Source organism: Sediminicola sp. 1XM1-17 (genome assembly GCF_037203765.1).
In the GTDB taxonomy this organism is placed as follows: domain Bacteria; phylum Bacteroidota; class Bacteroidia; order Flavobacteriales; family Flavobacteriaceae; genus Sediminicola.
Genome location: NZ_JBBCAS010000001.1, coordinates 283,164 through 308,636, shown reverse-complemented (window position 1 = coordinate 308,636; position 25,473 = coordinate 283,164). Strand labels below are relative to the sequence as shown.

General features: G+C 42.7%; 27 protein-coding genes and 1 tRNA gene. 10 read left to right on the top strand and 18 right to left on the bottom strand.

Going from position 1 to position 25,473, the window contains the following annotated elements; genetic code table 11:
• Positions 1-4: 4 nt before the first annotated feature.
• From arfB to WAA86_RS01410, 3 genes are all read right to left on the bottom strand, one after another.
• Positions 5-409 (bottom strand): alternative ribosome rescue aminoacyl-tRNA hydrolase ArfB, encoded by a 405-nt coding sequence (gene arfB, locus WAA86_RS01420; RefSeq protein WP_337299183.1) that lies wholly within the window; start codon positions 407-409, stop codon positions 5-7.
• Positions 410-414: 5 nt separating this feature from the next.
• A complete protein-coding gene (locus WAA86_RS01415) occupies positions 415-1,389 on the bottom strand; it encodes an ABC transporter ATP-binding protein (protein WP_337299182.1) in 975 nt (324 codons plus the stop codon).
• 93 nt (positions 1,390-1,482) lie between these two features.
• Positions 1,483-3,639 (bottom strand): prolyl oligopeptidase family serine peptidase, encoded by a 2,157-nt coding sequence (locus WAA86_RS01410; RefSeq protein ID WP_337299181.1) that lies wholly within the window; start codon positions 3,637-3,639, stop codon positions 1,483-1,485.
• 282 nt (positions 3,640-3,921) lie between these two features.
• Between WAA86_RS01410 and WAA86_RS01405 the strand changes: the two genes are divergently transcribed.
• The gene (locus tag WAA86_RS01405) at positions 3,922-5,160 is read left to right on the top strand and encodes a S8 family serine peptidase (protein WP_337299180.1); all 1,239 of its coding nucleotides are present in this window, start codon (positions 3,922-3,924) and stop codon (positions 5,158-5,160) included.
• Between the two features lie 69 nt (positions 5,161-5,229).
• Here the strand turns inward: WAA86_RS01405 and WAA86_RS01400 are convergent, their stop codons facing one another.
• The 5 genes from WAA86_RS01400 to WAA86_RS01380 form a co-directional block, all read right to left on the bottom strand.
• A complete protein-coding gene (locus WAA86_RS01400; RefSeq protein ID WP_337299179.1) occupies positions 5,230-6,219 on the bottom strand; it encodes an aspartate-semialdehyde dehydrogenase in 990 nt (329 codons plus the stop codon).
• Positions 6,220-6,312: 93 nt separating this feature from the next.
• Entirely contained in the window at positions 6,313-6,852 is a 540-nt protein-coding gene (locus WAA86_RS01395) for a GNAT family N-acetyltransferase (protein ID WP_337299178.1), read from the bottom strand.
• Positions 6,853-6,992: 140 nt separating this feature from the next.
• Positions 6,993-7,415: a large conductance mechanosensitive channel protein MscL gene (mscL, locus tag WAA86_RS01390; RefSeq protein ID WP_337299177.1), complete on the bottom strand. Its 423-nt coding sequence runs from the start codon at positions 7,413-7,415 to the stop codon at positions 6,993-6,995.
• A gap of 72 nt (positions 7,416-7,487) precedes the next feature.
• Positions 7,488-8,597: an alanine racemase gene (alr, locus tag WAA86_RS01385; RefSeq protein ID WP_337299176.1), complete on the bottom strand. Its 1,110-nt coding sequence runs from the start codon at positions 8,595-8,597 to the stop codon at positions 7,488-7,490.
• Entirely contained in the window at positions 8,590-9,237 is a 648-nt protein-coding gene (locus WAA86_RS01380; protein ID WP_337299175.1) for a thymidine kinase, read from the bottom strand. The genes alr and WAA86_RS01380 overlap by 8 nt, the downstream gene beginning before the upstream one ends.
• A 184-nt stretch (positions 9,238-9,421) precedes the next feature.
• Between WAA86_RS01380 and WAA86_RS01375 the strand changes: the two genes are divergently transcribed.
• From WAA86_RS01375 to WAA86_RS01365, 3 genes are all read left to right on the top strand, one after another.
• Positions 9,422-10,117, top strand: a complete 696-nt coding sequence (locus WAA86_RS01375; protein WP_337299174.1) for a hypothetical protein — start codon at positions 9,422-9,424, stop codon at positions 10,115-10,117.
• Between the two features lie 85 nt (positions 10,118-10,202).
• Positions 10,203-10,874 carry a 16S rRNA (cytidine(1402)-2'-O)-methyltransferase gene (rsmI, locus tag WAA86_RS01370; protein ID WP_337299173.1) on the top strand — a complete coding sequence of 224 codons (672 nt, stop codon included), beginning with the start codon at positions 10,203-10,205 and terminating at the stop codon, positions 10,872-10,874.
• Between the two features lie 38 nt (positions 10,875-10,912).
• The gene (locus WAA86_RS01365; protein ID WP_337299172.1) at positions 10,913-12,040 is read left to right on the top strand and encodes a DUF819 family protein; all 1,128 of its coding nucleotides are present in this window, start codon (positions 10,913-10,915) and stop codon (positions 12,038-12,040) included.
• Positions 12,041-12,069: 29 nt separating this feature from the next.
• On the opposite strand, the gene ade is transcribed toward WAA86_RS01365, so the two are convergent.
• Both ade and WAA86_RS01355 read right to left on the bottom strand, forming a co-directional pair.
• The gene (ade, locus tag WAA86_RS01360; protein WP_337299171.1) at positions 12,070-13,695 is read right to left on the bottom strand and encodes an adenine deaminase; all 1,626 of its coding nucleotides are present in this window, start codon (positions 13,693-13,695) and stop codon (positions 12,070-12,072) included.
• Entirely contained in the window at positions 13,696-14,286 is a 591-nt protein-coding gene (locus tag WAA86_RS01355; RefSeq protein WP_337299170.1) for a carboxymuconolactone decarboxylase family protein, read from the bottom strand.
• Between the two features lie 55 nt (positions 14,287-14,341).
• Between WAA86_RS01355 and WAA86_RS01350 the strand changes: the two genes are divergently transcribed.
• Positions 14,342-14,764 (top strand): OsmC family protein, encoded by a 423-nt coding sequence (locus WAA86_RS01350; RefSeq protein ID WP_337299169.1) that lies wholly within the window; start codon positions 14,342-14,344, stop codon positions 14,762-14,764.
• A 104-nt stretch (positions 14,765-14,868) separates the two neighbouring features.
• Positions 14,869-16,557: a single-stranded-DNA-specific exonuclease RecJ gene (gene recJ / locus WAA86_RS01345; RefSeq protein ID WP_337299168.1), complete on the top strand. Its 1,689-nt coding sequence runs from the start codon at positions 14,869-14,871 to the stop codon at positions 16,555-16,557.
• Positions 16,558-16,940: 383 nt separating this feature from the next.
• Here the strand turns inward: recJ and WAA86_RS01340 are convergent, their stop codons facing one another.
• Both WAA86_RS01340 and WAA86_RS01335 read right to left on the bottom strand, forming a co-directional pair.
• A complete protein-coding gene (locus tag WAA86_RS01340) occupies positions 16,941-17,711 on the bottom strand; it encodes a UDP-2,3-diacylglucosamine diphosphatase (RefSeq protein WP_337299167.1) in 771 nt (256 codons plus the stop codon).
• A gap of 8 nt (positions 17,712-17,719) precedes the next feature.
• Positions 17,720-18,172 carry a 6-pyruvoyl trahydropterin synthase family protein gene (locus WAA86_RS01335; protein ID WP_337299166.1) on the bottom strand — a complete coding sequence of 151 codons (453 nt, stop codon included), beginning with the start codon at positions 18,170-18,172 and terminating at the stop codon, positions 17,720-17,722.
• Positions 18,173-18,415: 243 nt separating this feature from the next.
• Here WAA86_RS01335 and WAA86_RS01330 point away from each other — a divergent pair, with 243 nt between their 5' ends.
• On the top strand, positions 18,416-19,054 hold the full coding sequence (locus WAA86_RS01330; RefSeq protein ID WP_337299165.1) for a 2OG-Fe(II) oxygenase: 639 nt from the start codon (positions 18,416-18,418) through the stop codon (positions 19,052-19,054).
• Positions 19,055-19,195: 141 nt separating this feature from the next.
• Here the strand turns inward: WAA86_RS01330 and WAA86_RS01325 are convergent, their stop codons facing one another.
• The 4 genes from WAA86_RS01325 to WAA86_RS01310 are packed head-to-tail and all read right to left on the bottom strand — an operon-like array spanning position 19,196 to position 22,341.
• Positions 19,196-19,672, bottom strand: coding sequence for a DUF4199 domain-containing protein (locus tag WAA86_RS01325; protein WP_337299164.1), 477 nt, complete (start codon positions 19,670-19,672; stop codon positions 19,196-19,198).
• Between the two features lie 28 nt (positions 19,673-19,700).
• Positions 19,701-20,468: an enoyl-CoA hydratase/isomerase family protein gene (locus tag WAA86_RS01320; protein WP_337299163.1), complete on the bottom strand. Its 768-nt coding sequence runs from the start codon at positions 20,466-20,468 to the stop codon at positions 19,701-19,703.
• A gap of 25 nt (positions 20,469-20,493) precedes the next feature.
• On the bottom strand, positions 20,494-21,828 hold the full coding sequence (locus tag WAA86_RS01315; RefSeq protein ID WP_337299162.1) for an MATE family efflux transporter: 1,335 nt from the start codon (positions 21,826-21,828) through the stop codon (positions 20,494-20,496).
• Between the two features lie 12 nt (positions 21,829-21,840).
• The gene (locus tag WAA86_RS01310) at positions 21,841-22,341 is read right to left on the bottom strand and encodes a GNAT family N-acetyltransferase (RefSeq protein ID WP_337299161.1); all 501 of its coding nucleotides are present in this window, start codon (positions 22,339-22,341) and stop codon (positions 21,841-21,843) included.
• A 54-nt stretch (positions 22,342-22,395) separates the two neighbouring features.
• Here WAA86_RS01310 and WAA86_RS01305 point away from each other — a divergent pair, with 54 nt between their 5' ends.
• The 3 genes from WAA86_RS01305 to WAA86_RS01295 all read left to right on the top strand — a co-directional run bounded on the left by WAA86_RS01305 (position 22,396) and on the right by WAA86_RS01295 (position 24,173).
• Positions 22,396-23,196 (top strand): universal stress protein, encoded by an 801-nt coding sequence (locus WAA86_RS01305; RefSeq protein ID WP_337299160.1) that lies wholly within the window; start codon positions 22,396-22,398, stop codon positions 23,194-23,196.
• 71 nt (positions 23,197-23,267) lie between these two features.
• Positions 23,268-23,341, top strand: a tRNA-Ala gene (locus WAA86_RS01300).
• Between the two features lie 379 nt (positions 23,342-23,720).
• Positions 23,721-24,173: a PA2169 family four-helix-bundle protein gene (locus tag WAA86_RS01295; RefSeq protein ID WP_337299159.1), complete on the top strand. Its 453-nt coding sequence runs from the start codon at positions 23,721-23,723 to the stop codon at positions 24,171-24,173.
• Between the two features lie 92 nt (positions 24,174-24,265).
• Here the strand turns inward: WAA86_RS01295 and WAA86_RS01290 are convergent, their stop codons facing one another.
• The gene (locus tag WAA86_RS01290) at positions 24,266-24,847 is read right to left on the bottom strand and encodes a hypothetical protein (RefSeq protein ID WP_337299158.1); all 582 of its coding nucleotides are present in this window, start codon (positions 24,845-24,847) and stop codon (positions 24,266-24,268) included.
• A 6-nt stretch (positions 24,848-24,853) separates the two neighbouring features.
• A complete protein-coding gene (locus tag WAA86_RS01285; RefSeq protein ID WP_337299157.1) occupies positions 24,854-25,006 on the bottom strand; it encodes a YqaE/Pmp3 family membrane protein in 153 nt (50 codons plus the stop codon).
• Between the last annotated feature and the right edge of the window lie 467 nt (positions 25,007-25,473).

Sequence of the window (25,473 nt, the reverse complement as noted above, 5' to 3'; positions counted from 1 at the left end):
AAATTCATTCCAATTTGGGTTTGCCCCTCAAACTTTTCTTCTGCGCGTTCTTTAATTTCAATTTCAAGCGCTTTTCCACGGCCGATCTCTTGGGTTTGGTGGGTCTTCTTTTTTTGGCTACGGTCAGGGCAGAGCGCATAAGCTCCAAAAACTTCTTGACTACCAACGCTTTGTTTTTGTGTTGGCTTCGGCTCACACCGCCATACAATAGCAACACCTTTTCATTGGTAAGTCGGTTTTTGAGTTTGGTATAAACCCTTTCTTTTTCATTTTCCGAAAGGGCAGAGGATGCCGCCACATCAAAATACAGTTCCACCTTGGTGGAAACCTTGTTCACATGCTGTCCACCGGCACCACTGCTTCGTACCGCCTTAAATTCCAGTTCCTTGATTATAGCGTCTTTATCCAAAATACTTAGGCTATTCTTGCATTGATCGTGTCCAGGCCAACATTTAAATATACTTTGGTTTCCGCTTTTAAGTTGTCCTTGTAAGTAAACAAAAGGGTCTCTCCGTCATCGGTAAGACCTTCATGTAAGTAATGGCTCCCTTTGAAGAAGGATTTTTTTACCCGAACCCTCAACCCAGATTTTTCCGACACCTGAAATTCATGAGGATAGATCAATATGGATTTGTTGATCTTGGCATATTGTTTCAGCAGCTGTATAGGCACCACGTTGACTTCCCCAAAAAGAGATGCGGTATATATATATTTTGGCTGACGGTACAGATTTTTTGGGGTATCATGGGCAAGGATCTCTTGGTCCTTCAATACAATCAATTGATCAGCATAGGGCAATACATCATCCATATCGTGGGTGGCCACCAGACATGTAATCCCTTTTCGCTTTAAATAGGTAAACAGGTTTTTTCTAAAACTGTTGGTTCTAAAATTGTCTATGTGGCTAAAGGGTTCATCCAATAAGAGTACTTCCGGCTCTTGGGCCAGTACCCGGGCCAGGGCTACGCGCTGTTGTTGTCCTCCGCTCAGATTCTTGACCTTGGTCTTGGCAAAATCTTCCATCTCTATCATCTCTAATAGCTGGTCTGTCCTCTCTTTCAGTTCCTCCGGATAAAATACGGAAAGATATTTGCTCACATTTTCCTCGACTGTGGTAAAGGGCATGAGGTCAAAATCTTGGGATAGGTATTTCATGTATTTTTCACCGGGTACCAGATTAAAATCGGGTCCAAGCACCTGTTTGTCGTTCCAGGAAACGGTACCCTCATCGGGCTGAAGTAGTCCGTAAATAATCTTCAATAAGGTGCTTTTACCGCAGCCACTCTCTCCAATAATGGAAAGGTGCTCTCCTTTCTCGGCAGTGAAGTTTAGGTCTTTCAGCACCATTTTTGCGGTGTATCCAAAAGAAATGGAATTGACTTTTAACATGGTATAAAATTACGCTAAAAAAGGGTTATGAGGGTGTGGTATTAAAAAATCCGCTCCCAATGGGAACGGATTTATATGATTTGGACAAATTGTTTAGTCCTTAAATTCTTTCAAAACGGCTTGGTTGGGCAATTTTTCAAAGCCCATATTGTAAAGAGTAAAGCCGTAAATATCTGCGTATTGTTCAATGGTCTTGCTTACAGGGGTACCTGCACCATGGCCCGCATTGGTCTCAATACGGATTAGGGTGGGGTTGTCACCACTTTGGTTTTCCTGTAACGCTGCCGCAAATTTAAAACTGTGGGCGGGAACTACCCGATCATCGTGATCCCCCGTGGTGACCAAGGTAGCGGGATAGGAAGTTCCTTTTTTTACATTGTGCACTGGGGAATATGCTTTGAGGTATTCAAACATTTCCTTGCTCTCCTCTGCTGTACCGTAATCATAGGCCCAGCCTGCACCAGCAGTAAAGGTGTGATAGCGCAACATATCCAATACCCCCACAGCGGGTAAGGCCACCTTCATAAGATCGGGGCGCTGTGTCATGGTAGCACCCACCAGCAAACCTCCATTGGAACCACCTCTGATAGCCAAGAATTCTGAGGAAGTATACTTGTTCTCAATAAGATATTCGGCAGCGGCAATAAAATCGTCGAATACGTTTTGTTTTTTGGTCTTGATCCCGGCATCATGCCATTTTTTTCCATATTCCCCCCCACCTCTAAGATTGGGAACGGCATAGACGCCTCCCTGTTCCATCCAAACGGCATTGACAATACTGAAAGAAGGAGTAAGGCTTACATTAAATCCTCCATAGCCATAAAGGATTGTCGGATTTTTACCATTGAGCTCCAAGCCCTTTTTGTAGGTGATGATCATGGGTACTTTGGTGCCGTCCTTCGAGCTATAAAATACCTGCTTGGATTCATAGTCGTTTGGATTGAAGTCAATTTCCGGTTTCCAATAGAGACTATAATTTCCCGTTTCCACATTGTACTTGTAAGAAGAACCAGGAGTGTTGTAATTGGTAAAGGAAAAATAAAAATCCTTGTCTTCTTTTTTGCCCCCAAAGCCGGAGGCACTTCCAATGCCCGGAAGTTTCACTTCCCGAACCATTTTACCATTATAGTCGTACTGGTACACCTTGGAAATGGCATCTACCATATATTCCGCAAAGAAATAGCCACCTCCTTTACCCGGACTGAGCACATTTTCGGTCTCAGGGATAAAATCTTTCCAATTTTTGGGCATGGGGTTGTTGGCATCCACGGTGACTACCTTTTGGTTCGGTGCATCCATATTGGTCCTGATGTACAGTTTGGAACCAACATTCTCTATGACGTAGGTATCCGTATCGGCATGGTCGAGGACCGTAATGATGTTGCTGTTGGGCTTGGTCAGGTCCTTCATCAACAATTTATTGCCAGAAGTAGAGATCCTTGGATAAATGAAGAGGTAGCGCTCATCTTCCGTGACCGTACCGTTGATATAGCGATGTTTCTCTTCAGGGGTGCCTCCATATATGAGTTGATCACTTTTTTGGGGGGTGCCCAATTTGTGGTAATAAAGTTTGTGTTGATCTGTCTTTGCCGAGAGTTCACTTCCTTTGGGTTTGTCATAACTGGAATAGTAGAACCCTTCATTTCCCTTCCAGGAAACACCGCTGAACTTAATGTCCACCAGGGTGTCCTCAACTATTTCTTTGGTTACGGCATTCATGACGATAACCTTGCGCCAATCGCTACCGCCTTCGGAAATTGAATAGGCTGCCATGGAACCGTCTTTGGTAAAATTAAGACCAGCCAAGGAGGTGGTGCCATCTTCTGAAAAAGTGTTGGGATCCAGGAATATTTCTGCCTCCCCGTCACCTTTTTTACGATATACCACATATTGGTTCTGTAGTCCGTCGTTTTTATAGAAATATGTATAGTCTCCCTCATTGAACGGAGATCCCAGTTTTTCATAGTTCCATAATTTTTCCAGTCGATTTTTTAGATCTTGTCGGAATGGTATCTTTTCCAGGTAACCAAACGTTGTTGTGTTTTGGGCTTTGACCCAAGCTTCGGTCTCGGCACTTCTATCGTCCTCTAGCCATCGGTAGGGGTCTTTTACTTCGGTTCCAAAATAGGTATTGGTGGTATCTACTTTCTTGGTGGGAGGGTAATTCACAGAGATCAATTCTTTTTTAGGAGTGTTTTTGCATGCGACGAAGAGTGTTGCCGATGCAAGGAGTACAAATGTTTTTTTCATAGTTTTTTTTAGCCTTATCAGCTAAAAATACCAATAAAAAATCTTGATAATAAATATTGTACTTAGGTTTTAACATAATTTAAGATACACGGGAATAAAGCACAATAAGGATAAACGTGGTTTCTGACAGCTTTGAAATTTCAAAATTTGAACAATTTTTGTATTCACACTGTAATTGTGAAAGAGAATTGTTAAAAATTTTAACTTTTTTGGTGTAAAAAGTTTAAAAAACAAATATTATTTCTAGTTTTAGAAAAACCAAAAACCAAAAACCAACCAATAATGAAAAAAAGTATTTTTAAGGGTACTGCCATTGGTGTCACCATGGCATTGTTAATTGCTTCTTGTTCCGATCAAGAAGATCAGATTATTGACATTGACAACACATCTTTTGAAACAGAGGAATCTATAGTGTCCCAATCTAGCCAAATTATAGAAGGGAGTTATATCATTGTTTTTAATCAAAAGGTCACCGGAGATATCGGTGCAAAGTTTGGCAATGATCATAAGGCCGCCCGCCTTGCGGTACAATCAGCGGCAGAAAAAATGTTTGTTGAAAACAAAGTAGGAGCTTATGAAATAAGCAATAGCTATAGCAAAGTATTCAATGGAATATCCTCCAAATTGACCAAAGAAGACGTGACAAAGTTAAAAACGGATAAGCGAGTTGCATATATAGAAAAAGACCAAATGATCACCCTGGCTCCGCCTCCAGGAAAAGGTCCCGGCAATGGGGGTGGTGGATCCGACCCTCAAGAAACGCCGTGGGGAATTGCTCGGGTTAATGGAGGTGTCCCATATACCGGAACTAATGTAGCATGGATCTTGGACACAGGAATTGATTTGGACCATCCCGATTTAAATGTAGATGCTTCAATAGGTTTTAACGCCTTTTCTTCAGGTAAGGACGGTAGGTCTTTGGATGATGGGAATGGACATGGCTCTCATGTAGCAGGAACCATTGCAGCCATCAATAATGATATTGGTGTTATTGGGGTGGCCCCAGGTGCCAAGGTTATTCCGGTAAAAGTTTTGGATAGTAGGGGTAGTGGCTCGTATTCCGGTGTAATTGCAGGAATAGATTATGTTGCTGCCAATGGAAGTAATGGCGATGTGGCCAATATGAGTTTGGGCGGGCCGGTTTCCCAAGCTGTGGATGATGCGGTATCTGCAGCAGCTCAAAATGGGATTAAATTTGTTTTGGCGGCAGGAAACGATAGCGATGATGCAAACAACCATTCGCCTGCTAGGGTAAATGGGAACAATATTTATACCATTTCTGCTATGAATAGCAACGATGGCTGGGCAAGCTTTTCAAATTTTGGAAACCCACCCGTAGATTACTGTGCACCTGGAGTGGCCATTAAGTCTACTTGGAAAGACGGGGGTTACAATACCATAAACGGTACTTCTATGGCTGCGCCACATGCAGCAGGGGTATTACTTTTGGGTAATGCAAGTGCCTCTGGAACCGTAAACGGTGATCCTGATGGTAGTCCGGATACTATTATTTCACATTAAAATAATAGTATATAAATAACGAAAAAGGGGGGCATTTGCCCCCCTTTTTATAATATCATCGTTTTGAGTTTAAACCAAATCGTTCGCTATTAGGTACTCCCCAATTTGGATGGCATTGGTGGCGGCACCTTTTCTGAGGTTATCGGCAACGATCCACATGTTCAGGGAATTGCGTTGGGTCTCGTCCCTACGGATACGGCCAACGAAAACATCGTCTTTTCCATGGGCGTATATTGGCATGGGATAGGTGTTGGTGTCGGTATTGTCCTGTACTACCACTCCCGGAGTTTCACTTAATATTTTGCGTACCTCGGCAAGCTCAAAATCATTTTCGAATTCCACGTTCACGGACTCGGAATGTCCACCAGATGTTGGGATTCTCACCGCCGTGGCGGTCACGGAAAAAGACCTGTCGTTGAATATTTTTTGCGGTTCTCTGGCCAATTTCATTTCTTCCTTGGTGTATCCATTTTCCAAGAATACATCGCAATGGGGAAGGGCATTTCTACCAATGGGATAAGGATAGGCCATTTCGCCCTGAATGCCAGCAATTTCATTTTCCAATTGTTGTACCGCTTTTACACCGGTACCTGAAACAGATTGGTAGGTAGAAACTACCACTCTTTTCATTTTATATTTTTTGTGCAATGGCGCCAAAACCATGACCATTTGTATGGTAGAACAGTTGGGATTTGCAATAATCTTGTCATGTTTGGTCAATTCTTGGGCATTGATCTCAGGAACAACCAATTTCTTGGTTGGGTCCATACGCCAAGCAGAGGAATTGTCTATGACCGTGGTACCTACCTCGGCAAATTTAGGGGCCCATTCCAAGGAGGTTTCCCCACCGGCCGAAAAAATGGCAATTTCCGGTTTTGCGGCAACGGCATCGTTCAAACCTATTATGGTATAATCCTGTCCGTTATAGGCCATTTTTTTGCCTACAGATCTTTCAGAGGCTACCAATAACAATTCTGTTATAGGGAAGTTGCGTTCTTTTAGAACATTCAGCATTACCTCTCCTACCATGCCTGTGGCACCAACAACAGCTACTTTCATTGTCTATGAATTTTATGCGACAAATGTACTTAAACTATAAGACTGCACAAGTCTTATAGCAAAGAATAATCAAAATATAACAAAAAGTTATATTTATAACAAACATAAAAACATTCGATGCATCCCTTTCCATGCATCGATGATATTGGGTACCTCCAGATTGAAACTGCCGGAAACTTGAAAGTTGTTCTTGCGATAAAACTGAAGGGATTGCTTTTGGGTATCCATGGCCTCCAGCCATAGTAGGGAACTTTGATGGGCCTTACTCTGGTCAATGGTCCAATCCATCAAAAGTTGGCCTATACCCAATCCATGGGTCTCAGGATCCAAATAGATCCTGTGCAGCTTGGTTGCTGGTTGACCGGGAAAGTCAATACATTCCCTGCCATAAACGATACGAAGAATCCCAATAATTTCTGTTTTGTAGCATATAAAATAATAGACCGCACCAGCCTCTTCCAGTTCTTGTTTTAGATTGGAAATGCTATAATTCTTCTCAAAATAGAATTCTCCATTGTCTGTCCAAAGATGGCGATACACGGGAAGGTATATCCTTCTGGAGACTTCCATCAACAGCCCTTGATCTGCCAGTAGAATGGGCTTAAGGGCAACTTCTTTAGAGACTTGGATCATGGTGCACAGCGAAAGCCGTAAAAATAGAATATAAAAAAATAACCACCTAAAACGCCAGCGAAACGCATTAGGTGGTTTTGGTTATACTACAATAGTGTAGCGGCACATCACAATCCTAAAAGGTTGTGGATGGTATATTGTTATTTTTTTGCCAGAATATCCCTTATTTCCATCAGTAGTTGCTCCTGACTTGGTCCTGCAGGCTTCGCTGGTTTGGCAGCTTCTTCCTTCTTTTTGGTGTTTTCATAGGCTTTTAGGAAAAGGAATATGAACAAACCAACGATCACGAAATTGATCAGGGCCTGAACTAAATTTCCATAAGTCATTACCGCTGCACCAGCTTCCTGTGCCGCAGCCAAATTCTCATAATTTTTACCGTCCAAGGCGATAAATTTTTGGGTAAAATCGGTTCCGCCGGTAATGATACCAATAACTGGCATCAGGATGTCATTCACGGCCGAGTTTACAATTTTGCTGAATGCACCGCCAATTACTACAGCAGTGGCCAAACTGACGATGTCACCTTTCATCAGAAAGGATTTGAAATCTTTAAAGAAGCCCATGTAATTTTAGTTTAATGGTTATGTATTGGCAATGTAACCAAAATAGAGGGGCCTGCAAAATTTTTGGAGGTCTCAGGAATCCAAGAAAACACGCTTTACCCGTTGGGAGATTCCGGTCAGCAATTCATAGGAAATGGTATTGGCCCTGTTGGCCATTTTTTCAGCTGAGGATTGTGGGCCAAAAATAATAACCTCATCCCCTTCCTTGCAATCGATTCCTGTGGCATCTACCATGATCATATCCATACACACATTTCCGATGATGGGAGCCATTTTTCCATGGATCATGACCTGCCCCTTCCCTTTTCCATAAGGTCTTCCAATACCGTCCGCATGTCCAAGGGGCAAGGTAGCGGTAACTTTTTTGGAACCTACCTTAAATGCCCTATTGTAACCAACACTTTCATTGGCCTCCAAAATATGAAGTTGCGAAATTATGGTTTTTAGTGTGGCAATAGGACGGAGTTTTGCATCCACCTCTGCTTCATTACCATAACCGTACAGTCCAATCCCGCTGCGCACCATATCAAACTGGGCTTCCGGATAATTGATAATGCCGGAGGTATTCAAAATATGGCATTTGGGTCGGTATCCCAATCGTTCTTCAACTTCCAGGATAATTTCCTTGAACGTACCGATCTGTCCCAAGGTAAATTCACGCTCATCCTTATCCTCTGTAGCCGCCAAATGGGAGAACATAGAGACTACCTTGACCTCATTTCTTGAGGTCAATATGTCCGTAATTTTTGGCACTTGATCTTTTTTAAATCCCAAACGGTTAAGTCCGGTATTGAATTTTAGGTGCACAGGATAATCTTTTTGGCCATGGTTTTTGGCGGTTTCCAAAAAGGTATCCAATATATGTTCTGAATAGATACTGGGTTCCAAGCACCTTTCAATGATGGTGTCAAAACCGGAAGGTAGTGGGTGTAAAACCAGAATGGGCGATTTAATCCCTGCATCCCGCAAAACCACTCCTTCTTTGGCGTAGGCCACAGCAAAATAATCAACACCCAAACTTTCGAGCTTCTGGGCTATCCTGACCGAGTCATTCCCATAGGCAAAGGCTTTTACAACGCCTAAAAACTTAGTCGTGGGATTTATTCTGGATCTTAGGTAATTGTAATTGTGTTCTAGGGCACCGAGATCTATTTCAAGAACAGTTTCTGTGGTTTTAGGCATCCGACTTTTTTTTATCCTGCTTAATTTCCTGTTCTTCCTTGACCTCCATATTCCGGACCCTTTCCTTGAGCATCGCCTTGTAATACGCTGCCCTGCTCAAAGGCTCATACTCGTCCGTCTCTCCCAGGAGCACCAATTTATCATTTGTAGATTTCCTAAAACTGTAATTGGCCAAATTTCCCGTTCGGGTGCAAATGGCGTGTACTTTGGTGACATATTCCGCTGTCGCCATCAAAGCTGGCATGGGTCCAAAAGGGTTTCCCTTAAAATCCATATCCAGGCCTGCAACCAAGACGCGTATGCCCTTGTTGGCCAAGTCATTGCACACCGATACAATTTCATCATCAAAAAATTGAGCTTCATCAATCCCAACAACATCACAACCATCGGCCAAAAGTCGAATGTTTGCCGCTGCCGGTACCGGAGTGGATCTTATTTCATTTGCATCATGGGAGACTACCATTTCCTCGTGGTACCTTGTATCTACAATAGGTTTGAAGATTTCCACCTTTTGTTTGGCGAATTGTGCCCGCTTGAGCCTCCTGATCAGTTCCTCGGTCTTGCCTGAGAACATGGAGCCGCAGATAACTTCTATCCAGCCGAATTGTTCTTTGTGGTTAACAGTATTTTCGAGAAACATTTTGTAATTTTAGACGAAAGTAATGCGTTTTTCGTTCCTATGTTAAAGGACCATAAAATTATTAAAAATTTACACCTTTGGGCTTAGATGTCAAAAAAAGTTGTAAATAAGGATAAAACGGCTTATTATAGGGTTGATAGACAGGGATTTATTCAGGTGATTACGGATATTAAAATATAGAAAGATGAAAAGAAAACTTAAAGAAGAATTGGTTCGCATATCCACAGATATCATTACCTCTAGGGACCTGCACAATATTTCCGATATGTATGAGGCGGCAAGGGCACTATATGAAAAATTGGCGGTCCTTAAATTTATAGACGAACGATTGAACGATCTGGAAGTGGATGTTTCCAAAAATGCCATTGCGGCAAAGTTTGAGAAAATGGCCACTGCGGTCATGGAAGGGAATTCTACCGTCCCAGAAAGCAACCCACATCAGGAAGATATCATTACCCCGGGCATAGATACCATAAAGGATATGGTTTCCGAAATGCCCAATGGAAAAGGCATAGATGAGGTTTTGGCTGAATTTATGGCACAGCCCAATTACGCCAAGAACGACAAAGAATTGTTCGAGCCACAGAAAAAGGAACAGCCAATACCGGAATTTACGGCTCCTGTACAGGCTACGGCCAAGGATAAAACCGCAAGGGAGATCAAGGTGGACCTCAATGACCGGTTGGCATTTGTAAAACATTTGTTCAATAACAGCACGGAAGACTACAATCGGGTGATTTCCCAATTGAATACCATAGCCTCCGAAGAAAGGTCTATCGCATTTATCGTCAATATGGTGAAACCAGATTACAACAACTGGGAGGGCAAAGAGGAATATGCAGCCCGATTTATGTCACTCATTGAACGTAGGTTTGCTTAAATAATACTGAATATCATTAAATACAACAGCCGAAAATTGGGTAATCAGTTTTCGGCTGCCTATTTTTGGACCTTTACACAAGAACATGGGAAAATTATTTATTGTTCCTACACCAATAGGCAATCTCGAGGATATTACCCTTAGGGCATTGAGAATCCTAAAGGAGGTGGATTTGATACTTGCCGAAGACACCAGAACAAGTGGTAAATTGCTCCACCACTATTCCATTGGCACGTCCATGCAGAGCCATCATATGCACAACGAGCACAAAACGGTAGATGCACTAGTGAAGAGGATGCAGGCAGGGGATACTATGGCGCTAATTTCCGACGCCGGGACACCTGCCATTTCCGATCCGGGATTTTTATTGACCAGGGCTTGTGTGGAAAATGGGATTGAGGTAGATTGTCTTCCTGGTGCCACGGCCTTTGTTCCTGCCCTTGTAAATAGTGGCCTTCCCAATGACAAATTTGTTTTCGAGGGCTTTCTGCCCGTCAAAAAAGGAAGACAGACCCGCTTAAAATTGTTGGCGGAAGAAACAAGGACCATGATCTTTTATGAATCTCCCCATAAACTGATCAAGACCCTGACCAACTTTGTGGAATATTTTGGTGAAGAAAGGCCGGTTTCCGTATCTAGGGAACTTACAAAGATGTACGAAGAAACCATTAGAGGTACTGCAACCGAAGTATTGGGACACTACACCAACAAACCGCCTAAAGGTGAGATTGTCATTGTAGTAGGCGGAAAAAATTAGTTCTCCACAATTGAGAGGAATATGCTACATTGTAGGCAATGATAATACCCTGGCTCATTTCCTTGTTTACCGTTATAGCGGTTTATTTTCTTGATCGATGGGAAAATAAGCATATTAAATCTCTTTTTGATTGGGTCCCGGCCATCTTGCTTGCCTATGTAATTCCCGCCCTGATTTCGGTGATCTTGAATGCCGATTTCTCTCAGAGAACTATTCACAATTACAGCAAAGATTTTTTTATACCCCTTGCCATTGTAGCTGTCATGAGCAGTCTGTCCCTTGGGCAATTGAAGTCCATCGGGTGGAAACCTATTGTGCTGTTCGTTGCCGGATCTTTGGTCATAGCCACACTCCCAGTGCTTTTGGTAGTGGGATTTTCAGAGACTAACTTAATTACCTACACCTTGGTTCAAGAAGGATACTGGAAAGGTATTCCGCCTATAGTAGGTAGTTGGATCGGAGGCAGTACCAGTCAGTTGGTATTAAAGGAATTGGTTGAATGTCCCGAAAATATTTTCCTTTCCGTATTGGTCATGGATACCGTTTTGGTGAATATTTGGACCATTCTGATGTTCCAGTGCATTAAAAAAAGCAGGTATTTAAATAATTTGTTCAAAATTTCTGATGTCGCCCTTCCTGAAACTATCAGGACCGAAGAAAGGAAGGTTTTGTCGCCCTTTTGGTGTGGGTGTTTGATGCTCATATTTGTGGTTCTCTGCAATTGGCTGTTTTCCCTTTTTGTGGTTAAGATAGTGGCGCTCTCTATTTTGGGGTTGCTATTGGGTAATGTATTGCCGTCTTGGAATTTTAGATTTGCACTAAGGGCTGGTGGGGTTCTTATTTTAGTGGTTATGGCCATTCTTGGCCTTAAATTGCAAATAAAGACCCTTGGTTTTGACACCCAGTTCCTCGGATTTTTGGTGGTTTGGTTATTGGGTCATTTTGTGTTCATGATGGGCTTGGCAAAGGTATTGAACCTAAACTTGGCATGGGTTCCTATTGCCAGTATGGCCAATGTAGGCGGCATTGCCACGGCCCCGGCAGTCACTGCAGCCTATAATAAAAATTGGATGCCCCACGCTATAGTCCTGGCCATACTCAGCATGGCAACCGGTACTTTTTGGGGGATGCTGACCATTTTTTTACTGGAATTCTCAGTTCAATAAGCTTTCTTGGCGAGGCTGTTGCTATCATTTCATCCTATCTGCAGATCAACAAATTCAAATTTGCTGCCACTGAAAAGTCCCTTGTCCGATAGTTTAAGATCCGGAATAACAAGTAGGGCCATGAAGGATAAGGTCATAAATGGTGCCTTTAAACTACATCCCAAAGATTTGGCCACGCTATCTATTTCTTGGTAGAGCCTTCCGGTTTGCCATCCGTCCCTATCGCTCATGATCCCCGCTACGGGCAAGGGCAGACTCTGCTGCCCATCGGGTCCAATGGCACATATCCCTCCTTTGTTCTCAATGATAAGGTTTACCGCCCTACACAGCTCTTCGTCACTACTTCCTACCACGATGATGTTATGGGAATCATGGGCCACTGAGCTGGCTATGGCTCCTTCCTTCAATCCAAAATTTTTGATGAAACCGATTGCTGGCGGTTGGTCGCCGTATCTATTGACCACGGCCATTTTTAATACATCCGTAGCAGTATTGGAAACCAGATTGCCGTTTTCTACTAGATTTTTTGCCTTGAATTCCCCCGTGATCAACGCGCCATCCAATGCCTCGATGACCCTAATTGAATCCTTGGTGGCCCTGAGGTAAAAGTCGGTTACCGTTTTTGGTTGTACCATAAAATTGTTAGGAGTCCCAAAGGGAACGGCCGCTATCTGAGAGGTACCATTATCCGACACCAATTCTCCATTGATATAAGATTGCAATACCTTGAAATCCAATAAATCCTCCACGACGATAAAATCGGCTGCATCGCCTTCCCTGAGGAGTCCGACCTCCATATTGTAGTGCTCAACAGGGTTGATACATGCTGCCTGCAGTACCTTAAAGACGTCGATTCCCTTGGCCACTGCCCTAGCGCATAGCTGGTTTATATGTCCCAGGATCAGGTCGTCGGGGTGTTTGTCATCCGAACAGAACATCATCCTGTCAAAATGCTCGGACAGCAGGGGTATTAATGCCTCAAAGTTTTTGGCGGCACTACCTTCCCTGATGATCACCTTCATACCCAGATCCAACTTTTCTTTGGCCTCCTCTAGGGTAAAACATTCGTGGTCCGTAGTAATACCGGCGGCACAATATTTTTTCGCTTCTTCACCCCGGAGGCCTGGGGCATGGCCATCTACAGGCTTGTTGTAGTGTTTGGCCCAGGCAATTTTCCTTAAGACTTCCGGATCATTGTACAGGACTCCTGGATAGTTCATCATTTCTGCCAAATAATAAATGTCCGGTGATGCCAATAACGCCTTGATCCCATCCGAATCAATGGTGGCTCCTGCCGTTTCAAAAGAAGTGGCGGGGACACAAGAAGGGGCCCCAAAATGAAATTTAAACGGTACTTTTTTGCCGTTGTCTATCATAAATTGCACTCCCTCCGCTCCCAAGACATTGGCAATTTCATGGGGGTCGGAAACCGTGGCCACAGTTCCGTGCAGGACCGCCAATCTTGCAAATTCTGACGGTACCAACATAGAGCTTTCTATATGGATATGGGCGTCTACAAAGCCGGGAAGAATATAATTGCTACAGTTGTGCTCCTTTTTTTGAATGGAAATGACTTTTCCATGCGCAACGGTTACCTCCGCAGAAAATATGTTCCTATCCTTTATGGAAACGAATTGCCCTAGAATTTTTTTCATTTATACGTGTTTCCCTTTTTCCCATCCATGTTTGCTTAGGTATTGGTTGCCGCTTTCCACGGCTCCGTCCTCAATGGTGGTGCCCATGGAATCGTTCCACCTGTTAAGGTATCCGAAAAGGGAGATAACCCCTAACATTTCCACAATTTCGCCTTCATTCCAATAGGTATACAACCGTTCTTTTATTTCCTGATCCACGGCATTGGGCACTTGGGAGGCCAACAGTGAAAAATCCAATGCGGCCCTTTCTGCCTCCGAGAATGAGGGATGTGTGCGATACTCCCAAATATGGTCCAACTGCTCCTGTTCCGCCCCATAGCGTTCCGCGGCCCTGATGGCATGGGCCTGGCAATACCTACACCCCGTGGCATTGCTGCTCACCCACGCAATCATTCTTTTTAGGGCCGACGTTACCCTACCTTCGTTGGCCATAACTGCTTTGTTCAAATTGATAAAGGCTTTGGAAATGGCAGGCCTGTGCTGCATGGTCAAAACGGAATTTGGACAGAAGCCCAAAGTTTCGTTGAAGAACTTGGCCAATTCCTCGGTTTCTTTATCGTGGGTGGGGTCTAGGGGTTGGACTAGTGGCATATTTGTATATTTATGTTGTATTTTTGAATCCTACAAGAAACAAAAAATTAAGATCATGACAAATCATATTTCTACCAAATGGCTCGGTAATATGGCCTTTGAAAGCACCAACCCTTCTGGATTGCACCTCCGTATAGATGCTGGACCTGAAAACGGGGGCGAAGGAAGCGGATATAGGCCCAAGGCCCTAATGTTATCGGCATTGGCAGGGTGTTCGGGGTTGGATGTGGCCTCCATGATCAAGAAAATGAAATTGGAGGTAGATGAATTCCATATGGAAACCATGGCCAATTTGACCGATGAGGATCCTAAATTTTATGATAAGGTCACCTTGGAATACCATTTTCATGGGAGTAATCTTTCGGAACACAAATTACAGAGGGCTATTGACCTGTCCATAGAGAAGTATTGTGGGGTCATGGAAATGTTCCGAAAATTTGCGGAGTTGGAGATCAAGACCATTTTTCACCATAAATAGCCATTGGAATGACCGAGCCCATCTTTTTAAAGGGGCATACCTCATTCCCCTGAACCAATTCCCTTGATCTTTAGGGCAAAACCAATATAAACGAAACAAACTATATGCGCTGGACGCTTAAACCTAGGCCTGAGGAAACAAAAGTAGTTGCACTTGCCAATGAACTCCATGTAGATCCTCTGGTTGCTTATTTACTGCTACAGCGTGGTATTGATTCCTTTGAAGCCGCTCGGGTTTTCTTCAGACCGGAACTTTCCCATTTGCACGATCCTTTTTTAATGAAGGATATGGATTTGGCGGTGGAACGGATCGAAAGAGCCATGGCCGAAGGTGAGAATATATTGGTCTATGGGGATTATGACGTAGATGGGACAACCGCAGTTTCATTGATGTCCTCTTATCTCTTGCAGTATTACCCCAATGTGGCCACCTATATACCCGATAGGTACGGGGAGGGATATGGGGTCTCTTTTACGGGAATCGATTTTGCGGAGGACAATGGTTTTACATTGATCATCGCACTGGATTGTGGTATTAAAGCGATAGACAAGGTAGCCTATGCCCAAGAAAAGGGCATAGATTTTATCATATGCGACCATCACCGACCGGGAGATGTGCTGCCCAACGCTATTGCCGTTCTTGATCCCAAACGGAATGATTGCAATTACCCTTATGATGAGCTTTGTGGTTGTGGAGTTGGATTCAAATTAATACAGGCTCTTGGATCAAGAAGGGGGGAGACCATTGAAGATCTGGTTCCTTATTTAGATCTTGTGGCCACGGCCATAGGGGCCGATATAGTTCCCATTACGGGAGAGAACAGGGTCTTGGCCTACTTTGGGTTGCAGGTGATCAACCGCATGCCCAGGGCTGGTTTTAAGGCCATTATACAACAAGCCAAGAAACGGGAATTCACCATTACGGACGTAGTCTTTATCATCGCACCCCGTATTAATGCGGCGGGGAGGATGGAGCACGGGCAACATGCCGTAAATCTGTTGAAGGAGACGGACTTGGCGAAAGCAGAAATATTGGCGGCCGGTATTGAAAAATTCAATGCGGATAGGCGGGAATTGGATCAGGAGATTACCCAAGAGGCCTTGCTGCAAATACAGCAAAACAAGGAAGAAGAACGCTTTACCTCGGTTGTTTATAAGGACACATGGCACAAGGGAGTCATCGGGATCGTGGCATCAAGACTAACAGAGACCTATTATAGGCCCACATTGGTCTTTACGAAAAGTGGTAATAAGTTGGCCGCTTCTGCACGATCGGTAAAGGGGTTCGATGTGTACAACGCCCTTGAAGATTGTGCCGAGTGTATAGAACAGTTTGGAGGCCATAAATACGCAGCCGGACTTACACTTTTGGAAGAACAGTATGCGGCCTTTAAGGCAAAATTTGAAAAAGTTGTATCCGAGACCATAGACGTAAACCTGTTGACGCCAGAAATTTTGATAGATGCACAGATTGAACTTGCGGATATTTCGCCAAAACTGATGCGAATACTGAAGCAATTTGCTCCCTTTGGCCCTGGAAACCTATCGCCCATATTTATGACAGATCAGTTAAAGGATACTGGATACGCAAAAGGGGTGGGGCAGGAAGAAAAACATTTAAAACTGGCAGTGACACAATATGGCAATGGTCCCATAGGTGGCATTGGATTTAATTTAGGGGACAAATTGCCCGTTGTGGCCAATCAACAATCATTCAGCGCGGTGTATTCATTGGATGAAAATGAATGGCAGGGCAATGTGAGCCTACAATTGAAGCTCCGTGACCTACGCTAGAGGAAAACACCTGTAGTTATCAAAAAGAATATTTTGATTACTGTTGGGTATTAAAAAAATCTAGAAATTTTCCAAAAAAATCGGACCTGGACACTCCTGCCCAGGTCCTGAAATTAAACTAACTCAAACTTAAACGAACACATTTTTTAATTATTCCAACGTTGAAGATTACGTTTCATGGAATCTTGACTTCTCAAGGATAAAATCCTCTAAAAGTGCTTATTTATGCTGTTTAAATAAACTTAAACAAATATAAGCTATTTTTAATAAATCTAAATAAGCTTTAATATAAATATAACATTTACAGGGAGATATACGGCTGGTATGATTTTGGCCTAATCTTCCTGAATCGACCTTATAAGTGTTTGTTTAAATGTTGTTGTTTATTGGGGCTTATAGGTCTCCAAGGAAAGGGTTTGCCCATCAAAGACAGCATAGGTGAAATAATGGATCCAATCCCCTAAATTTACATAGGTCGATCTATCGTTAAGGGCAATGTTCAATGGGAGGTGCCTGTGGCCAAAAACAAAATAATCGTAATGGTCCTCTTCCAATTTTCGTTTGGCATATTGAACGAGCCATTCCTTGTCTTCCCCCAAAAATTTGGCATCATCGTCACCAGAGATCAATTTGTTCTTTACAGAGAGATATTTTCCCAATTTCACTCCTAGGTCTGGGTGGAGCCAATTGAAAATCCATTTGGAAAGGGGATTGGTAAATACCTTTTTCATCCTTTTGAACCCTTTATCGTTTGGACCAAGTCCATCGCCATGACCAATAAAAAATGAGGTATTGTTCAATGTAAACTGCTGTGGCTTATGAAAAACGGGGATGTTCAGTTCTTCCTCAAAATAACCGCGCATCCAAAGATCGTGGTTGCCCACAAAAAAGTAGACAGGGATTCCGGCATCGGTAATTTCGGCCAATTTTCCCAATGTTCGGGTATATCCTTTGGGAACTACCGTCTTATACTCAAACCAAAAGTCGAAAAGATCTCCCAATAGAAAAATCGCTGCGGCATCTTGTTTCACAAGGTCCAACCATGCAACGAACTTTTTTTCCCTTGGCAGGCTTTCCTCCGAGGTAGGGGCCCCCAAGTGATTGTCACTTGCAAAATATACCTTTTTCCCCTCAGCTACGTTTATCGTTTCCATAGGCCGTATTAATGGTTGTCACTGGCATACCATTCCGCAAAGGAAGTATCGGTTTCCTGTAACTTTAAGGAATGTAGCTGAATATTTTCAGGAAGCCGCATCATTATTTTGTCGGCGAAATCAAGTACCATATTCTCACTGGTCGGCTGATAATCTGCCAAAATAACACTATGTCCGCGCTCCATCAGCTCTTTGGCCAATTCGGTATGGGGCGTATTTTTATTGAACACGGTGGCATGGTCAAATTTATCAACTATCTCCTCCTTAACGATTTTCTTTAGGTCACTAAAATCGATGACCATGCCCAATTTTACATGGGCGGTATCCGTAATGGGCCTGCCTATCACGGTAACGGATAGTTTATAACTGTGACCATGTACATTTCTGCATTTGCCATCATAGCCAAAAAGTGCATGGCCGGTTTCGAAACTAAATTGCTTGGTAATCCTAATATTGCCCATAGTGTTCATTTGCACTGCAAAAGTATGGATTCTAGTACAATCAAACCATTTTTTGTGGGCCATCAAAACGCGTTACGTCTTAATTCTTTAATTCCATGAGGCTCTATCCACTTTTTTTAATAGGACAGGGCTATGGTACTTGGCTCCTACGGAGCTTTCAAAAAATTGTTTGTCAGCATTGGATAAATACCATAGCCTCAATCCATATTTGATTACATTTGCGGACATTTTCAAGCGAAAGTTATGGAGCTTTTTGAACAATTGGAATTTAAGGAAATCCCGCTATATGAAGGGGTTATTGATGATCTGTTGACTCAAAAGTATAGTGTAGTGGACGATTTCTTTTCTCCGGAGGAAATACTGACCCTTAGGAACAGTTTATTGTCCAAGTATGAGGAGGACCAGTTTAAGAAGGCCGCTATTGGAAGCAAAACCAATGAGCTGATTGTGAAATCCATTCGGGGCGATTTTATCCTTTGGATGGATGAAAAAGCGCAGGAAGAGGCAGAAAAACTCTTTTTTTCGAAAATAAACGAATTTGCCCATTATCTGAACAAAACCTGTTTTCTGGGAATACTTAACAAGGAGTTCCATTATGCACTCTACCCAGAGGGCACCTTCTATAAACGTCATTTGGATACCTTTCAGAACGACGATAGGCGTAAACTGTCCATTGCGCTATATTTGAACGAACCAAATTGGCAGCCGGAGGATGGCGGGGCATTGGCGATTTATCTACAGGAGGGCGAGCAAGAAAAAACCATAGAAATATCACCCATACAGGGGCGTATGGTCATTTTTGAAAGCCAGGAATTGGAACACGAGGTAAAAACGGCCAATCAAAACCGGTTGAGCATTACCGGATGGCTGAAGACGAGATAGGCCCTACCTTTTATATTTTCTATTGTTCTTTACTCGGTTCACAAAATAGACCACTACTAAAACGAGTGCCAAGATCGGGAAAATAAAGTTTCCGTTGAGGAATGATAAAATATCCATGCTAATAAATACTTGATAATATTGTTATTGTTTTTTTAGAAAGAGGGCCACAATGGCCGAAGTAACCACACCCATGGTCAAGGCACCAAAAGTACCCTGCACCATATAACTTTTTAGATTGAAATAATTTCGTGCCACTTCCTGTGTCATTTGACCAGTTTCTACTTTGTAGTTGATGAGATTCGTAAATAGGTTTGGGGCTATCCACAAGCTGCCAATATATTGTGTCAGGGGCGTTAAAACCGCTACAACGATACTGATGATGATGCCACTGATAAAACCCTGCTTCCAGGACATTCTGCCGCCAAAATCTTTTTTTCTCTTTTCTTTTAAGGCCAGCACATAAATGACAATGGCTACAATGGCAAATAAGTTGGTATAGATGAGTTGTTGGGCGATCAATTCATCGTGCCAGCCCATGGTTTTTTCAAAATATAACCAAATTAAGGTGGCCATGGAAAAAATGATTCCCCACTTTATTTCTGTTCCGTACTTTCTCATAGTTAAGATCTAATATAAATGTAGCATTTTATTTCTTGAACTTTTCCAATGCTTTTTTGGTGAAATCCGAGAGTACCAATTTCCCTGAAAGCTCTGCCCTTTCCGCCAACAAGGAATCCCAATGGGAGGTCCCTTCCCAAAGGATTGTTTTCATGTCCGTTAAAGCTTGGGGGTTGTAGGAAGCCAAATTGGAGGTAAATACTTGTAATTCCTGGTCCATTTCCCGGCCATTTTCAAGGACTTTGGCAAAAAGGCCCCTTTCTTTACCCCAGTAGGCGTTCTTCCATTCTGTGGGCGCAAGGGACAACTCTGCCAGGCCAGCAATACCTATTTTACGTTCCACCGCAGGAGCGATCACAAAGGGACCGATACCAATGGTAAGTTCAGAAAGTCTAATAGCGGCACTTTCAACTGCAAAGGCATAGTCACATGCGGCTATGAGTCCAACACCTCCCCCTACTGCCTTGCCCTGGACACGTCCGACAATCAATTTTTTACAGGTACGCATGGCATTGATCACGTTGGCAAATCCGCTGAAAAAGGCTTTTCCTTCTTCCAAGTTGGAAACTGCCACCAATTCATCGAAGGAAGCCCCTGCACAAAAGGCCCTGTCTCCTTCGGACTTCAGGACAATTACTGAAACCTCCTCATTTTCAGAAAGATCGCGCAATTCTGTCGCAAGTCTGGCCAATAATTCTGCCACAAAAGAATTGCTGGCGGGATGACCAAACTCTACCGTTGCGATCCTATCCGTGATAGACGTATACAAACTTCCATTTGTTCTTGTAGTACCCATAATCTTCTTTTAAACGATATCAAAATTAGATGTTTTGCAAGAGGGGGCGAAATTTACTTCGGAATTTCCAAACCAGGGCCCCACCGCGAATTGCCATCCAAACCAGAAAGGCAATCCAGATTCCACTGAAACCCCAACCAAAATATTTGCCCAAAAACAGGACGGGAATAAATCCCAAAAAGGTTGCGGTCAACAGTACATTTCTCAAATACTTCATTTCTCCCATTCCCTTGAACATCCCATCCAAAACAAAGGCTACGGTATTTACGGGCAAACTTAAAATAAGGATGTAGAAAACACCGTAAAAAGTATGCAAAACAATACTTTCATTGGAAAAAAGTCGCCCTATGGGTTCATAAAAAACAAAGGCCATGAGCATCAAGAGCCCACTTACGGCCATGCCATAGTATGTTATTTTCTTGGCCAATTTCCAGAGTCCGTCGTAATCCTTGGCCCCCAAGAGTTTGCCACCCATGATATTCCCTGCCGCCCCATAACCATCAATAAAAAATGATGAGAAAAGCCAGAGGTTGATCGCTATGGTATGTGCCCCAATAAAGCGGTCCCCCAAGGCTGTGGCTTCCCTGACGGCCAATATCAGGGCGGCATTCAGCGCCAAGGCCCGTACAAATAAATTTAAACTCATGACCATCAAGTTGCCCAGTTCTGGATGGAGGGGAAAACGAAGTTTTAGACTGATATCGGTTTTAACCATCAGGAAAACAAAGGTCATCAGTGCCATCACCCCTTGGGAAATCAAACTGGCATAGGCGGCACCTTCCAAATACATGGGCGAGATGAAACCTTCCAAACCATATACCAATAAAAAGTCGAGAATAATGTTCAATACCGCCCCTGTTATGGCTATGAGCATGGTCCAATAGGTGTTTTGAAGGCCTCTGAAAATTCCAAATACCGCAAAAGTGAACAGGGTCAATGGGAAGCCCCACACCCTAATGGCGTAGTATTTCACACAGTAATCCAATATTTTTCCGGAGGCGTTCATCAGGCGAAAAATATCCTCAATCACAAAGATGGTAGACAAAAGGATGACAATGCTCAGGGCAATGTTCAAAAATATGGCTTGGGCTGGCAGCGTTTTGACCTCCTCCAACCTTCCCGCACCCAGGTATTGGGATGTAATTGCAGAAATAGCACTTCTAGTCTGTCCCAGTACCCAGATCAGCATGGACAAAAAGGAACCCACGATCCCTGCGGCGGCCAAAGATTCCAGTCCGTCCACAGGAATATTGCCTACAATAGCGGTATCAGTAATGGAAAGGATGGGTTCTGCAATTCCGGCGACCGTGGCTGGAATGGCTAGTTTGTTGATGGTCTTAAAATTGACGGCCGTTTTCAAATAAAAATGGGATTATAGTACTAGTTCGTAGCAATGAAATGGAGCATCACTTTGTTTCGGAAAATAGATATCATCCAGTTTTTGATAGCCCCTTTGTTCATAGAATTGTTGGTTGCGCTTGTTCTGGCTAAAGGTGTCCAACCTGATGGAGGTATAGTTGTTTTTCCTCCCATAGTCTTCCGCAAATGTCATTAATTCTTGGGCATATCCTTTTTTTTGATGATCCGGGTGTACAGCCAAACGATGGATGTAAATATTTTTTTGGGATGGGGTCAGCCATTGAACCGGTATGTATTCTTGATCCATATGGGTCGAAATTACGATGGTGCCAATGATCCTGGCATCAATTTCCAAGACAAAAAGTTCTCCTTTTTCGATATCATTTTGGAAGATCCCCATGGAAGGATAAGAATCATTCCATTGAAAAATATTGTTGGTGATCATGTGCGCCGCACAGGCCCTGGTAATTGCAATTATATCGGTCATTTCCCCTAACTTTGCGGGTCGGATCATGTCTAGATTTTAATTTAGTTGTAAATTTAACCTATAAAATCGAAAAACCTTATTATGAAAAATATTTTGGTTCCCATAGGGACTTCTCCTGAAGCCCATGAAACGTTACAATACGCAGTTGATTTTGCCTCAGAATTTTCATCTCAGGTTTTTGTGATGGAAGTGTTCAATGTAAAGGGCACCGGTGCCGGGACCTTGGCAAATCTTCAAGAGAAGGTGGCCGAAAGCAGTAAGGAACATTTATTGGAGGTCATCAATAAAGTAGATGCAAAAAAAGTAGATATTAAAATTGCCACCTATAATGGAGATTTGATTGATGGTCTGGTGGACATTGATAAGGAATTGGGAATCGATTTGATCATTATCTCTCCTAGAAGCAATGACATAAAAGAGGAGCTCTATTTGGGTCATACCTCGGGCAGGGTAGTTAAAAGAACGGATATACCTACTTTGATCGTACCCAAAGGAACAGTTTTCAAGCCATTCAAGACCGTATTGACGGCGTTTAAGTCGGGTATATTGAAAAGAAAGCGGATTCTCGATCCATTGGTGGATATCCAAAAAAAGTTTGGTTCCAAGGTAAACCTATTAATGGTAAAAACTCCTGGGTATTCCGATGATGATCTAAAGATCAATACGGCGCTTATGGACATCAGTTCGCAGCTGACATTGACAGAAAATTCTACGACCTATCTGGGAGTTTTGGAGCATTTTAGATCGCAACATCCCGATCTACTTTGCGTATTTAGAAGAAAACGTGGATTTTTTAAGACTTTATGGGAAAAGAATACCATTCTTAAGTCTGAGTTTTATGCTCCAATACCGGTTTTGGTGTTGAGTGTAAAAAAAGATTGATATAGGCTGTTTTTTGTTGGGGTAGTATTTTGATACCATGTGAAAATGTATTTTCTTTGCGCCAGCCAAAAGGGGGATTAGCTCAGCTGGCTAGAGCGCTTGCCTGGCAGGCAAGAGGTCACCGGTTCGACTCCGGTATTCTCCACGATCAAGCGCAAATGCGATTGCGTTTTAAAACTAAGAAAAGCCACCGAATTTATTCGTGTGGCTTTTGTGTTTTAATATGCCCCTGTCGATAGGCATGTCCCATTGCATTTGCAGTACTGGAAATTTGCGGAGCAACGCAGTTACTCCGGTATTCTCCACAAACCATCACTTGACACGTATAGTTATTTATCTGAAGTTCTTTTCGGTTAATGGTAACCAAAGAAAGAATTAGTCTAATCCGTTGCCAGTCCACTGCCTTCTAAGCGATTGGGTCATTTAAATCCTTCAATCGCGTCAATCCGTTCATGGTTGTTTTATTAAATTGGAGTTGGAACATTCAATAAGTTTATTTTAATAATATTTAATGCACAAGAACTATGAACGAAGATGTAAAAAAAATCGAAAACAGATTGCAAGAGATCATTGACAAAAATGAAGATGCGATCAAGGGTTTTCAAAAAGCTGAAGAAAATTCGAAAGATGTAGGTATCAGGAATTATTTCTCGGCAAGGGTCAAAAACAGAGAGAATTTTTTGAAGCAATTGAAAAATGCTTCTCCTGAGCTTATCTTGGGAAACGAGAACATTGAAGGTACAACCGCTGGGGCAGCACATAGAACTTGGATGGATGTCAAGGCTTTCTTTTCAAACGATAATGATGAAGCGATGTTGGAAGAAGCGGTACGGGGCGACAAATCGGCCATAGAGGAGTATAGCGAGGTCTTGGCGGAAACACATATCCCTGCGAGGATCAAGGAAATTTTAAGGGAACAGCGTGAAGTAATCCAGAACGATTTGGAGACGTCGGATATTTTGGAGGACTTCAGATAGGCTTTAACAATAGCCCAAATAATCCTATCAAAAAAAGCCTTCCACTGCCATTGGCAATGGAAGGCTTTTTGTTGCCTGTTAATTCTGTTCCGTTATTTGGAATATATGGTTTTGGCGTCTCCAATCATAACATCAACTTCGGTCATATCAGTTGCGTATTTATAATTGTTGTTAAACACTCGATCTGCTTTTTTTCCTACAATAATATGTTGGACATCCAGATCCGGTGCCGTAACATATACCTGGTCTTGTATTCTCATGGTTTTATTGCCAAGGGAAGTGGTCAGGTCCTGAAGTTTGGATATAACATACAACCTATTTTTGGTTGCTCTTATTTCCATGATATTCAATTCGTGTTCTGTTCCAGAAACTTCGGCCTCTACGACCAAACTTCGTTCTTCCTTTTCTTGGCCCGGCATGTCGAAATCTATGACGGGGACTTCAACCTCTTCTTCTTCCATTACCACCACGACTTTGGGCACCTTGATCTTTTTGGTCGTAGTACTGATTTCAATATCGGACCAGGCAATATCATATTCGGGTAGTTCACCAGAATCGGCTTCAACATGTACGTCTACATCCGGAAGCGACCCGGATTCTTCTTTGTTCATTTTACAGCTCTGCAGTGCCAGGGCACCGACCATGACAACAGCCAAACTTTTAACTTTTCCCATAATGTGCTATTTGTTTACAATAAATGCGTGAATGACTCCGGGCAACCAGGCCAGCATGGTCAGTAATATGCTGATCAACAAGGTGGTTCCAATGCCGTGTTTCATGAATACGGCAAGTGGTGGCAATAAAATGTTTAGTATTATTGTTAATAATGACATAGTGTTAATGTATTGGTTAATAGATTACAAAGGTTCCAATTAAGGCCCTATAAGTGTATCATTATCGAGTAAACTTTTAGTTTAAAAGCGATATGCCCTACGAAAATTTACATATGGAGCCCTTGGATGTATATCTTTTCAAAAGGGGAATGCTACCTACAAGATTTAAATGGGAAGCAATGAGCAAAGGGCTCATGGGACATCCCTTATTTTCCTTGGAATTGTAAAATGGCCCGTCCACAAGGAACGGACCTGTCCATCCAAATTTTTTATAGGTTTCCAGGACCGCTTAATTTTTGCCGCCCAACTTTCCTTTGCCTGTTCTGCGTTTTTGATATAAATCCAACATGTATTTGGCGGCTTTATAGCCGACATATAAGAGTCCCAATTTCCGATTTTTAGTTAAAGTCCTATAGAGGAGCAGTTTGTTCAGTGCCATGATCCATTTATTTTAAGTTCTCTGTGTT

Bases quoted from the DNA above. Each gene is read 5' to 3' on its own strand.
- WAA86_RS01415 (WP_337299182.1), bottom strand. From the start codon at position 1,389: ATGTTAAAAGTCAATTCCATTTCTTTTGGATACACCGCAAAAATGGTG.
- WAA86_RS01410 (WP_337299181.1), bottom strand. From the start codon at position 3,639: ATGAAAAAAACATTTGTACTCCTTGCATCGGCAACACTCTTCGTCGCA.
- WAA86_RS01405 (WP_337299180.1), top strand. From the start codon at position 3,922: ATGAAAAAAAGTATTTTTAAGGGTACTGCCATTGGTGTCACCATGGCA.
- WAA86_RS01400 (WP_337299179.1), bottom strand. From the start codon at position 6,219: ATGAAAGTAGCTGTTGTTGGTGCCACAGGCATGGTAGGAGAGGTAATG.
- WAA86_RS01395 (WP_337299178.1), bottom strand. From the start codon at position 6,852: ATGATCCAAGTCTCTAAAGAAGTTGCCCTTAAGCCCATTCTACTGGCA.
- mscL (WP_337299177.1), bottom strand. From the start codon at position 7,415: ATGGGCTTCTTTAAAGATTTCAAATCCTTTCTGATGAAAGGTGACATC.
- alr (WP_337299176.1), bottom strand. From the start codon at position 8,597: ATGCCTAAAACCACAGAAACTGTTCTTGAAATAGATCTCGGTGCCCTA.
- WAA86_RS01380 (WP_337299175.1), bottom strand. From the start codon at position 9,237: ATGTTTCTCGAAAATACTGTTAACCACAAAGAACAATTCGGCTGGATA.
- WAA86_RS01375 (WP_337299174.1), top strand. From the start codon at position 9,422: ATGAAAAGAAAACTTAAAGAAGAATTGGTTCGCATATCCACAGATATC.
- rsmI (WP_337299173.1), top strand. From the start codon at position 10,203: ATGGGAAAATTATTTATTGTTCCTACACCAATAGGCAATCTCGAGGAT.
- WAA86_RS01365 (WP_337299172.1), top strand. From the start codon at position 10,913: ATGATAATACCCTGGCTCATTTCCTTGTTTACCGTTATAGCGGTTTAT.
- ade (WP_337299171.1), bottom strand. From the start codon at position 13,695: ATGAAAAAAATTCTAGGGCAATTCGTTTCCATAAAGGATAGGAACATA.
- WAA86_RS01355 (WP_337299170.1), bottom strand. From the start codon at position 14,286: ATGCCACTAGTCCAACCCCTAGACCCCACCCACGATAAAGAAACCGAG.
- WAA86_RS01350 (WP_337299169.1), top strand. From the start codon at position 14,342: ATGACAAATCATATTTCTACCAAATGGCTCGGTAATATGGCCTTTGAA.
- recJ (WP_337299168.1), top strand. From the start codon at position 14,869: ATGCGCTGGACGCTTAAACCTAGGCCTGAGGAAACAAAAGTAGTTGCA.
- WAA86_RS01340 (WP_337299167.1), bottom strand. From the start codon at position 17,711: ATGGAAACGATAAACGTAGCTGAGGGGAAAAAGGTATATTTTGCAAGT.
- WAA86_RS01335 (WP_337299166.1), bottom strand. From the start codon at position 18,172: ATGGGCAATATTAGGATTACCAAGCAATTTAGTTTCGAAACCGGCCAT.
- WAA86_RS01330 (WP_337299165.1), top strand. From the start codon at position 18,416: ATGGAGCTTTTTGAACAATTGGAATTTAAGGAAATCCCGCTATATGAA.
- WAA86_RS01325 (WP_337299164.1), bottom strand. From the start codon at position 19,672: ATGAGAAAGTACGGAACAGAAATAAAGTGGGGAATCATTTTTTCCATG.
- WAA86_RS01320 (WP_337299163.1), bottom strand. From the start codon at position 20,468: ATGGGTACTACAAGAACAAATGGAAGTTTGTATACGTCTATCACGGAT.
- WAA86_RS01310 (WP_337299161.1), bottom strand. From the start codon at position 22,341: ATGATCCGACCCGCAAAGTTAGGGGAAATGACCGATATAATTGCAATT.
- WAA86_RS01305 (WP_337299160.1), top strand. From the start codon at position 22,396: ATGAAAAATATTTTGGTTCCCATAGGGACTTCTCCTGAAGCCCATGAA.
- WAA86_RS01295 (WP_337299159.1), top strand. From the start codon at position 23,721: ATGAACGAAGATGTAAAAAAAATCGAAAACAGATTGCAAGAGATCATT.
- WAA86_RS01290 (WP_337299158.1), bottom strand. From the start codon at position 24,847: ATGGGAAAAGTTAAAAGTTTGGCTGTTGTCATGGTCGGTGCCCTGGCA.
- WAA86_RS01285 (WP_337299157.1), bottom strand. From the start codon at position 25,006: ATGTCATTATTAACAATAATACTAAACATTTTATTGCCACCACTTGCC.